Below are 10,722 nucleotides of genomic sequence, written 5' to 3'. Positions count from 1 at the left end.
CAGTTCCTCTTTTTAGAATACCAGCCCGACGCGGGCGTAAATGCTGACGTGATCCGGCTGTAAATAGCCGGGATAGCTGAGCGGAATGCCGACGGTGTACTGGGTATAAAAATGTTGATTGCGAGTGCCAAGCCCCACGGCACCGCCCCAGAGCGTGCCGGTAAACTGTGGGTTTTGCGGATCGCTTCTCAGCCAGCCGCCGTCCACCGCCGCCAGTGCGGTGACTTCACCCAGCCCAGGTAACGTAAACAGGCTGTAATCCAGCTCATTGCGTAAGTAACCGCCTACATCGCCCGACAGGTATTGCTCTTTGAAGCCACGCACAGAGCTGTCGCCGCCCAGCGTGAGTCGTTCGCTACCGTAAAGGTGATCGGGTGACCACTGTCCGTAAAGGCTGCTTAGCCACCACAGCTTGTTGGTGAGCGGTTTTTGATAGCTGGCGCTGATGCTCCATTTACGAAACTCTGCTTTCGGCAGGTTACCGTTTTTGCCTTCATCGCTTTCGGCATCAAACCACGGCATACCACGGCTAAACGATGGGTTAAGCGTGGCGACGCCACCGGCAATTTTCTGAGTGTGGTTCAGGCCAAACTGCAGGCTGGTTAATTTGCGGCTGCTGCTGACTAACGGCGCATCGTTGAGATAGTTATGGCTGGAATAGTGATTCAGGCCAATCTGCACGCCCGTTTTGATATCGCCGTTGCGAAATAAAACCCAGGAGCCGTTAAGGCGATGTGCAATATTGTTGCCGTTGCTGAACCACGTGAAATCGTTATTGATAAAATGGCTGTGGTAGTTGCTCCAGCTGTAGCTGTAATCCAGCAGGCCATAACCATAAGGCACGCTGACGCCGGCCTGTAAGTTCTGCGCATCGCGCCAGTGGCTGAATGCGCTACTGCGCCCGCCACTGACAAACCAGCGATCCGCCACCCCCAAAAGATTATTTCCGGTCAGAGAGGCGTTAAGCTGGCCCAGGCCGGTGCTGCGCTGCCCGCTGTTATCAAAACCCAAGGTCGCGCTGAGGGGAAATTCAGGTTTTGCTGTCAGATTAACAATGGAATAACCCGGTTTGGGTGACGGCTGAATTTCGATTTGAACAGGTACCGTGCGTACGCGATTAATCTGCTCCATGCCCTGCTCAATATCGCGCAGGTTCAGGATTTTTCCTTCCAGCCCCGGAAATACCATGCGCAACAGGCGTGGATGTTTACCGTCCAGAATAATGGTGTCCAGTTTGCCTTCCAGCACGGGAATAATTAGCTGGCCAGAAGAGAGATCCTGTTCTGTTAAAAAAGCCCGGCTGGTAATATAACCCCTTTGCATATACCAGTCGGAAATCGCATGTACCAGCGCATTAATTTGCGTTAAGTCCAGACAACGATTGACATAAGCAGAAGTTAGTGACTGCTGCTGGCTGGCGGAAAGCAGTGTGGCGTTGCGGATTATGATCTGATGAATAGTAAAGCAACGGCCTGACGCATCAGCACGGGGAGCGGGGACTATACGCGGTGACACAGCTTGCCAGAGTGCATCACGCTGCTGCTGATCCTGCTGCAGGCGTTGCTGTTGCTGAGTCTGGATATAATCGCGATCGCCTGGCGTCAACGGCGCAGCCAGTGCGCTTACCGTGATAAGCGCGGCGCTCAACGCCAGCCACTTCCCTGTCTTTGCTCTCATAGGTAAGCCCAATGAAAAGAAATGTAAGTTTTTTGTAAGGCAGTGAAAGCATAATATCACCTAAACTATTGGAAAATTCCTGATAAAAGTAAAAGACGACAGCTTGATATATATTTTATTTAATCACTCACTGTTTCCCGCCTTAACCCAAATATGATTTTAAAAATATCCCCTTAACTAAAATGCACTCCCTTGAGCCTTTCCCGAATAAAAATAAACATGAAATCCCAAGGTAGTCTCTGGCGGAAACCCATTTGTGGGACGCGATTTATTTATGTTTTCTGATTGAAATATCGAGTAATTATTGGATAAAAATGCGCCAAAATGAGAGGGGAGTTGTCGAAAGGTTAAGGGAACAAAAAGAGATTTAACTGAAATTTTTTGTCAGGGCCAAATAAATTAAAGCCCCTGAAACAGATACCAGAGGCTAATGAACACTAGCGTTATGCGCAACTCACGCGCTGTGCAGCGGGATCAATCAATAGCCTGTCCTCTGGCTGAATGATATCCAGCACTGCGCCCTGCTGACAGATAAAGGCAATACCGGCCTGCTGAGCAATGATTGCGGCATGTGACAGCGTGCTGCCCTCCCGCAGGCAAATGCCTTTTACCAGTTGCGCATTCAGATTAACGACCGCTGACGGAAAGATATCGTCTGCCACGATAATGGCGGGCACGTCTGGTGTCGGCAGCCTGATGTCGCGCCCTTTCAGATGACACAGAGTACGATACAGTATGTCTTCGATATCAATAAACCGCGCCTGCAAATACGCATCATCCAGGTGCTGATATTGCTGGCTTAATTCCATTAGCACCTGATACCAGGCTGATTCAGCGCAACACGAGTCATTACGGATGACCTTACAGGCAGCGTCAAACAGGTCGGGATCGTCCAGCAACGTGTGATGGCCTGAGAAAATAGCCGCCACCGAAGCACCATATTTCTTCTCTGCCAGGGCAGCCAGCGCATTCAGGTCATTGAGCGTATCTACTATCGCCTGCTGCAGCCGCCGCTCTTCCTGCCCGACATCGCTGCAAGGGTGCCTGGCAGGCTGCGCCAGCGGCAGGGGATAAAACACCGCTTTACCCTGTACCTTTTCGACGGTGGACGCCGATGTTTTTAACGCCATCGACTCGGGATGCTCGCCAAAATCTTCCGCCGCAAGGGATTCAAATGCCGCCAGGGCACGCTCAGCATCGGGCCCACTCGCCGACAAGGTAACGGCGTCATGACAGCGAACCTGAAGCAGAGCAATCTGGTTGAGGCTGTCTGGCTTCACGCACTGCCCCTGTTTCTCTAACACCAGATCAGCGTTCATTCCCGCCAGTGCAGCGACCAGCCGCGAAGCAGGACGAACGTGCAGACCGTGGTGGTTCCTGATGGTGACCGTAACCGAACGCGCGTCCGAATCAGGCGCTTTTGCGGGCAGCGAAGCGGCGTGCGCGGGAGGCGTTATCCCTAACTGGGCCTGTTTCGCCGCCAGCGCATTCATGGCAACGTCAATGACTGTGTCGATGTCCGCTCCCGCCGCCGCGCTGACGGTGGCCGCCAGCGTGCCTTCCACCAGCGGTGCTGCACACAGGCGCACTTTTTCAGCAATGACCGGATCGAGCAGATCAAGTGCCGTCTCAGCACTGAGCAGGGCACTTCCCATATCCATCATGACCAGCACATGATCGGTATCCGCGACAGCCTCAATCGCCTCCATCACTTTTATCGGATCCGTGCCGATGGGATGATCAGGATCGTCAATGCCGGCGGCGACCGCGATCCTGCAGTTATCGCCGGTTAACATTTGCCGGGCCAGCATTTCCACGCCCTCGCCTAACATTGCACTGTGTGACACGATCACCAGGTTTACCATTCCTCTCTCCTTACTCCCTGGCGGCGGCGGCCAGCATTTGCATCATGAACATGACCGAGGTTGCACCGGGATCCTGATGACCGATACTGCGCTCACCCAGATAGCTGGCGCGCCCTTTGCGGGCCTGCATGGTGATGGTTGACTGGGCGGCTGACTCCGCCTGTTGGCAGGCGGCATCAAGAGCGGCGGTGAGTGAGACATTCTGCTCACTAGACTGACGCAGTGACGCCACGACCGCGAGCCAGACGTCGCACATGGTTTTATCGCCAGGCTCGGCTTTACCGCGGTTAATGACCCCTTCCGCCCCTTCACGAATCATCTGATAAAGCTCTTCCAGCGTCAGGCTCTGGTGCGCCTGGGTAACCTGAGCCGCACGAATAAAGAACGTACCAAACAGCGGCCCGCTGGCTCCGCCTACGTTTGAGAGCAGCGTCATACCGGTATTTTTAAGAATAAAGCCGATATCTTTATCTTCGACAGAAGGCAGCTTCTCGACAACTTTACTGAATCCCCGATGCATATTTAACCCGTGATCGGCATCGCCGATTTCACGATCCAGTCCGGTCAAAAAATCACTTTCACGGGTAAAAACTTCACCACAGCGGTAAAGCCAGCTCACAATTTGGGCGCGGGTCAGTGACATATCGATCTCCTTATTGGCCCCAGTTCAGGGCTGGTGTATGGACCGGCGCATCCCACAGCGCCAGGGAATCATCGTCCACGCTCAGCAACGTGATGGAAAAGCCCACCATATCCAGTGAAGTGCAGTAACTGCCTACCAGACTGCGCTCAAGGGTGATCCCCTGCTCTTCACAACGCTGCGCCAGGCGGCTGTACACGCCATATAATTCTGATAGCGGCGTCGCGCCCAGGTTATTGACCAGCGCAATGACTCTGTCGCCGCGCGTTAAAGCCTGCTTGGTGTGCTGCACTTCTTGCCAGCTACCGGTCTCGACATCCCAGTGACGCAGCGGGCGGCTGTAGGTGCCATTCTCCAGCAGGGTTTCAAACATCTCATCGACCGTGTTATCCAGCGAAGTAAAGGTGCGGCGATCGATACCCGGCTCGCCATGAATACCGACACCAAACTCCATTTCATTGTCCTGAAGTTCAAACGAGCGCTTTCCTGCAGCGGGAACGGTACAGGCGCCCAGCGCGATGCCAATAGAGTGACCACAGTTATTCAGCTTACGTCCCAGCGCAGCGCAGGCTTCAAGGGAATCGCCCCGCTCTGCGGCAGCGCCAACCAGTTTTTCAATCAGCACGGTATTTGCCACGCCACGACGTCCAGCCGTATACAGGCTGTCTTTTACGGCGACATCATCATCCACGACTATCGTCGTGACCTTCACGCCGCTTTCGTGCAGCAGTTCGGTTGCCGTTTCAAAGTTGAGGATATCGCCGGTGTAGTTTTTAATGATCATCAGTACGCCCTCACCGCCGTCAATTTTCATGGCGCACTCAAACATTTTGTCTGGCGTGGGTGAGGTAAAGATTTCGCCGGGGCAGGCGCCAGACAGCATGCCATGACCAATAAAACCGCAGTGCATCGGCTCATGGCCGCTGCCGCCGCCCGAAAGTAGCGCAACCTTTCCCACTACAGGCGCATCGGCTCGCGTCATGCAGACGGGATCCTGATGAAGCGTCAGTTCAGGATGGGCTTTTGCCAATCCTGCCAGTTGTTCACTCAATACATCTTCCACACGGTTAATCAGCTTTTTCATTCTTTATGCTCCGTTGGATGCGGTTAGCTGTCACTCTGCCTGAGGCAAAGACAACCCGATTACGGGGGGAACGGTAACGGCGGCAGACCGCTCGTCGACGCACTGATTCTCATGGAGTCGACGAGAAAAAAAATGTCAGGATGAAGAGTTTCATAACGGAACATCGTGAGATTTTTTATGTTCCATAATGAAACATATCACGCGTCTGTTGGGTAAAAATGAGAGGCAAAGCAAGTCATGACAGCGGAAGCGATAAATAAAGACCGTTGAGCAGGCAGGTTTTTTAGCGGCAGACAGCATCACGCGTCATGTAGTCAGGAAAATCGTCGCCGCATTTTGCCGTTTTACACTGCTGGAGACGATCGCGATCGCAACATAGCATTCAAACCTGGTTTATTGTTCCAGTATGAAACGTGCGGAGCGGTAAGGTGTTCCATATCAGAACGTTGGCCGCAAAACTTTTTCACCTCCATGTCGCGCGTAAAGTGAAACGCGACGTCGGCCATCATTCGGCTTTCACTGCAAGTCGGGCCAGAGAGATGCCAGCGTTCACTATGCGAACATGTTCTTACTTGAGGGTGAAAGGAATGCCAAAAATTATCCAGTCTCCAGCGAAATATATTCAGGGCCCCAATGCCGCCATGTCCTTCGGCCAGTACGCAAAGAACCTGGCCGATCGTTTTTTTGTGATTGCCGATGACTTTGTAATGAACATGGCGGGCGATAAGGTGTTGAGCGGCCTTGCTGAACATGACGTCACCTGTCATGCAGAACGTTTTAGCGGGGAATGTTGCCGGGCTGAAATCAACCGGCTGATGACGTTAGCAGAACAAAACGGCTGCCGCGGCGTCATCGGATTAGGGGGCGGTAAAACGCTGGATACGGCCAAGGCGATTGCGTGGTATCTCAAACTGCCAGTGGTGGTTATCCCCACCATCGCCTCCACTGACGCGCCCACCAGCGCATTGTCTGTGATTTATACCGAAACCGGTGAGTTTGCAGAGTACCTGATCTATCCCAAAAACCCCGATATGGTCGTGATGGATACTACGATCATTGCCAAAGCACCGGTACGTTTACTGGTCGCGGGAATGGGCGATGCCCTGTCCACCTGGTTTGAAGCCAAAGCCTGTTACGATTCTGGCGCAACCAGCATGGCAGGCGGCAAGTCGACGGCCGCAGCGTTAAGCCTGGCGCGGCTGTGCTATGAAACGCTCCTGGCGGAAGGCGAAAAGGCTCGCTTTGCGGCTCAGGCAGGCGTGGTAACAGATGCGCTGGAACGTATCGTTGAGGCCAACACTTACCTCAGCGGGATTGGCTTTGAAAGCAGTGGTCTTGCCGCCGCGCATGCCATTCATAATGCGTTTACCGTACTGGAAGAGTGCCATCACCTTTATCACGGTGAAAAGGTCGCGTTTGGTACGTTATCCCAGTTAATTTTGCAGAACAGCCCGACAGAAGAGATCGAAACCGTGCTGGCGTTCTGCCAGAAAGTAGGATTGCCTGTCACCTTGGGGCAAATGGGCGTGAAACAGGATATCGAGAAAAAAATTCAGGCGGTTGCCGAGGCGGCCTGTGTGGAAGGCGAAACCATCCACAATATGCCGTTCCCGGTCACACCAGACAGCGTTTATGCGGCGATTATCACTGCCGATCTGCTAGGACAGCAGTGGCTGTCGCGTTAATCTGTCGCAGGTAAACCGCTGGCCCGAGTCTCCGGGCAACGACTTCCCCCTGGCTGCGCTGCTGGGGGGATCCTATGGTCTTTCAGCGGAAATGGATATGACAGTGTTCGCGCCCGAGAGCGATAAACACGTTTCAGCGGTGATAGCTCAGTCATGGCACCGCTGCAGTAAATACATGCAGCGGGATAACTGGCAAGCACCGCATCAGGCACAGGGATTAACTTACGCGTCGATTTGCCGCCGCAAAACCGCCCTGCTCACCATTGGCCAGGCCACGCTTGAGGATGCGTGGGAATATATGACGAACCGCCCTTGTGCGCTGTTTATTCTTGATGAATCCGCCTGTATCTTAAACCGTTGTGGCGATGCACAGACGCTGCTGGATCTTGAGAAATTAGGTCTGCAGGAGGGAAGTTACTGTGCGGAAAGTATCATCGGTACCTGCGCCCTGTCGCTGGCCGCGCTTGAAGGCCAGCCATTAAAAACCAGCCGGGAACAGCATTTCAAACGGGCTCTTCATCCCTGGTCTTTCTGCTCTACACCCATATTCGATAATCACGGTCGTTTATTTGGCTCCATCGCGTTGGCCTGTCTTTATCAGGATCAGGCGCCCTCCGATCTCTCGCTTACGCTTTCTGTTGCCCGGGAAATAGGCAATTCACTGTTAACAGACAATTTGTTAGCCGATTCCAACCGCCATCTGAACCAGCTTTATGGCCTGCTGGAGAGCATGGACGACGGCGTCATGGCGTGGAATGAGCAAGGCTTCCTGCAGTTTCTGAATGCTCAGGCAGCCCGGCAGTTGCACCTTGATGCCTTAACCAGTCAGGGAAAGAATATCGCTGACCTGATCACGCTGCCGGCTCTGCTGCGCCGGGCGATTAAGCAGGTACAGGGATTAAAACATGTGGAAGTCACCTTCGAGAGCCAGCATCAGTTTGTTGATGCGGTGATTACCCTGAAACCCATTGTTGAAGTTCATGGCAACAGCTTTATTTTACTGCTCCATCCGGTTGAGCAGGTCCGTCAACTCATGACCAGCCAACTGGGTAAAGTCAGTCACACCTTTGAACAAATGCCAGAAGAGGATGCCGACACGCGTCGTTTAATACATTTTGGTCGTCAGGCAGCCAAAGGCAGCTTTCCTGTCTTACTGTGCGGGGAAGAAGGTGTAGGTAAAGAGTTGCTGAGTCAGGCAATTCATAATGAAAGTGACCGGGCAAGCGGCCCTTACATTGCGGTTAACTGTCAGCTTTATGCCGACAATACACAGGGAGAGGATTTTACAGGCAGTGCACCCGGCGAGGTTAGAGATGGCCGTTTAAGCCGTCTGGAACTGGCCAGCGGCGGCACGTTGTTTCTGGAAAAGATTGAATATCTGACACCCGGACAGCAATCTGTCCTGCTTCAGGTCATCAAGCAAGGCGTGCTGACTCGCCTTGATGCGCGACGGCTGATCCCCGTTGATATTAAAGTGATTGCTACGACTACCGTTAATCTGGCCCATCTTGTGGAACAGAATCGTTTTAGCCGTCAGCTTTATTACGCATTACATTCCTTTGAGATTGCCATCCCGCCCTTGCGCGCGCGGCGTAACAGCATTCCCTATTTAATTAATCACCGCCTACGCAGGCTGGAAAAACGTTTTTCCTCGCGCTTTAAACTTGATGACGAGGTGATGACGCAATTAATGGGTTATGGCTGGCCCGGTAATGACTTTGAATTAAACAGCGTGATTGAAAATATTGCTATCAGTAGTGAACATGGCCATATCCGATGGAATAACCTGCCAGAATCGCTTTTATCTGAGCAACCTGACAATGCCGCAAACGCCTCTCTGCTGCCGGATAATCTGTCATTTAGCGCGATTGAAAAAGAAGCGATCCTCCAGGCTGCCCGCATGACGCAGGGCAAAGTGCAGGCGATGTCTGATCTGTTACACATCGGCCGCACCACGTTATGGCGAAAAATAAAACGATACGCGATTGATGTAAGGCAGTTTAAACCCAAATAACGGTGTTCACTGCCTGTATTATGGGTTCAGCCAGACGCTGAGTGCTGTTCTGGCTGTCATTCCCTTTCTACATCACGATACTCGGCACGATGATCGCAAGGAATATCAGTACAATCGAGGAGTGCTTAACCCAGTAATAGACTGTCCTGTTCCGTTTTTTTAAATTCTGTCCAGCATCGCGAATCGCATTGACGTATTTAAAAATGCGGTTGATGAAACCCGTTTTGTCATTTTCGTCATTGGGTGAGGCTGCTGCCGACATCAGGGTACTGCCTACCCAGTGATTAATGGCCTGTGCCCAGCGCCACTTCATAGGACGCTCAATATCGCAGAATAAAATGATACGCGTTTGCTCACTTTCATTCTGTGCCCAGTGCACGTAGGTTTCATCAAAAATAACCGCCTGCCCGTCGCGCCAGCTGTGACGTTGTCGATCCACCTCAATAAAGCAGCGGTCATCGTTGGGCGTCACAAGGCCGAGGTGATAGCGCACCGATCCGGCATAGGGATCGCGGTGTTTACCTAAATGACTGCCCGCCGGCAGCTCTGCAAACATCGCCGCTTTGACTGAGGGGATTTTACTGACCAGAGCCGTGGTGACCGGGCAGAGCTGCTGGGCAGACGGATGTGCGTCGCTATACCATTTAAGGTAAAACCGTTTCCAGCCACGCTTAAAAAAGGTATTAAACCCTGCATCATTATGGCTTTTGGCCGCTTTGATATGATCCTGAAGACGTATTGCCTCTTCGCGAATGACCTGCCAGTTATCGGTCAACTCGCGAAGCTCTGGAAACTCCTCTGCCGGAAAATAGGGCTGTTTCGCTGGCAATCTTGAAAAGCCTGTCATGAACATATTAACAGGTGCCATAAAGGTCGAGTGATCAAACAACTGACGCGAGAACTTTTGTTTTTCTACACCGCGCGAGTGTGCATAGATTACGCTAATAATAAAAATACCAATAATGATGGCAGCCACCATACAACGTGTTCCTTATGTTGCAAGAATGGATGGTTTCTTGCGGAGATTTAATGGAAGAATAATTTTTAGTATTAAATTGCAAAATTTTTTGTCAAGTAGTGCGCTTTCAGGTGTTACTCCCGCAACCTGAGTTGACGTCGTTTAACAATCGTTTAAATAACAAAGACTGGCATCAATGCGTTGCACGAATATATGCGGCTGGCCACTGGTGAAGATGACCTGATTAACGCCCTACAGCAGGGGAAATAAAAATAAACAAAACGAAGCACAATTTCGCTCGCCTGCCAGCGGAACCTGCTCAATGCAAAACCGTAGATCCCCGCCGGGCAGGCAAGCTACAGGACTCAAGGATTTCGCAGCCTTGAGGGCGAACGCATTCAAGACAAATGCCGCAGGCAAAGCCGCACCAAATAAAAAACACGCCCCCACAGACGCGTGTTTTCAGGAGGCATCCGCCGCCAGACAGTCAAGATACAGAGCACAAGGATTTCGCAGCCTTGAAGGCGAACGCATTCAAGACAAATGCCGCAGGCAAAGCCGCACCAAATAAAAAACACGCCCTCACAGACGCGTGTTTTCAGGAGGCATCCGCCGCGCTGAGGAGAGAGCGAAGGCCAGGACGGCGCGGCAGGGAAGCCGCGACGAGGACGGCTGCGCCTGGGACGGCGCATCCGGACGGTCCGTCAGGCCGCAGGGAACGACGAAGGAACAGCGGCGGCTGCCGGACGCCGGGATTGTTAAGGGGCTGGCGCAAGCCCCTTAACCCGACCGCCTGCAC

The 10,722-nt window shown here is 52.6% G+C and carries 7 protein-coding genes; 2 read left to right on the top strand and 5 right to left on the bottom strand.

The window, feature by feature from the left end; genetic code table 11:
- Window positions 1-12: 12 nt before the first annotated feature.
- The 4 genes from QLG08_RS10690 to dhaK form a co-directional block, all read right to left on the bottom strand.
- Entirely contained in the window at window positions 13-1,677 is a 1,665-nt protein-coding gene (locus QLG08_RS10690) for a ShlB/FhaC/HecB family hemolysin secretion/activation protein (protein WP_210494649.1), read from the bottom strand.
- A 443-nt stretch (window positions 1,678-2,120) separates the two neighbouring features.
- The gene (gene dhaM, locus QLG08_RS10685; protein ID WP_028714860.1) at window positions 2,121-3,542 is read right to left on the bottom strand and encodes a dihydroxyacetone kinase phosphoryl donor subunit DhaM; all 1,422 of its coding nucleotides are present in this window, start codon (window positions 3,540-3,542) and stop codon (window positions 2,121-2,123) included.
- 10 nt (window positions 3,543-3,552) lie between these two features.
- On the bottom strand, window positions 3,553-4,185 hold the full coding sequence (gene dhaL / locus QLG08_RS10680) for a dihydroxyacetone kinase subunit DhaL (RefSeq protein ID WP_013024796.1): 633 nt from the start codon (window positions 4,183-4,185) through the stop codon (window positions 3,553-3,555).
- A 10-nt stretch (window positions 4,186-4,195) separates the two neighbouring features.
- A complete protein-coding gene (gene dhaK / locus QLG08_RS10675; protein ID WP_109707042.1) occupies window positions 4,196-5,266 on the bottom strand; it encodes a dihydroxyacetone kinase subunit DhaK in 1,071 nt (356 codons plus the stop codon).
- A gap of 587 nt (window positions 5,267-5,853) precedes the next feature.
- On the opposite strand from dhaK, the gene QLG08_RS10670 reads away from it, so the two are divergent.
- A complete protein-coding gene (locus QLG08_RS10670) occupies window positions 5,854-6,951 on the top strand; it encodes a glycerol dehydrogenase (protein ID WP_041930715.1) in 1,098 nt (365 codons plus the stop codon).
- A gap of 97 nt (window positions 6,952-7,048) precedes the next feature.
- Window positions 7,049-8,965: a dihydroxyacetone kinase operon transcriptional regulator DhaR gene (gene dhaR / locus QLG08_RS10665; RefSeq protein WP_041930714.1), complete on the top strand. Its 1,917-nt coding sequence runs from the start codon at window positions 7,049-7,051 to the stop codon at window positions 8,963-8,965.
- Between the two features lie 67 nt (window positions 8,966-9,032).
- Here dhaR and lpxO read toward each other — a convergent pair whose 3' ends face one another.
- Window positions 9,033-9,944, bottom strand: coding sequence for a lipid A hydroxylase LpxO (gene lpxO, locus QLG08_RS10660; RefSeq protein ID WP_014593021.1), 912 nt, complete (start codon window positions 9,942-9,944; stop codon window positions 9,033-9,035).
- Window positions 9,945-10,722 lie beyond the last annotated feature (778 nt).

It is taken from the genome of Pantoea sp. V106_11 (assembly GCF_029967885.1).
Classification (GTDB): Bacteria; Pseudomonadota; Gammaproteobacteria; order Enterobacterales; family Enterobacteriaceae; genus Pantoea; species Pantoea ananatis.
This window is presented reverse-complemented; position numbering and strand designations above follow the sequence as displayed.

Excerpts from the sequence above, each read along its gene's own strand:
- QLG08_RS10690 (WP_210494649.1), bottom strand. The coding sequence starts at position 1,677 with ATGAGAGCAAAGACAGGGAAGTGGCTGGCGTTGAGCGCCGCGCTTATC.
- dhaM (WP_028714860.1), bottom strand. The coding sequence starts at position 3,542 with ATGGTAAACCTGGTGATCGTGTCACACAGTGCAATGTTAGGCGAGGGC.
- dhaL (WP_013024796.1), bottom strand. The coding sequence starts at position 4,185 with ATGTCACTGACCCGCGCCCAAATTGTGAGCTGGCTTTACCGCTGTGGT.
- dhaK (WP_109707042.1), bottom strand. The coding sequence starts at position 5,266 with ATGAAAAAGCTGATTAACCGTGTGGAAGATGTATTGAGTGAACAACTG.
- QLG08_RS10670 (WP_041930715.1), top strand. The coding sequence starts at position 5,854 with ATGCCAAAAATTATCCAGTCTCCAGCGAAATATATTCAGGGCCCCAAT.
- dhaR (WP_041930714.1), top strand. The coding sequence starts at position 7,049 with ATGACAGTGTTCGCGCCCGAGAGCGATAAACACGTTTCAGCGGTGATA.
- lpxO (WP_014593021.1), bottom strand. The coding sequence starts at position 9,944 with ATGGTGGCTGCCATCATTATTGGTATTTTTATTATTAGCGTAATCTAT.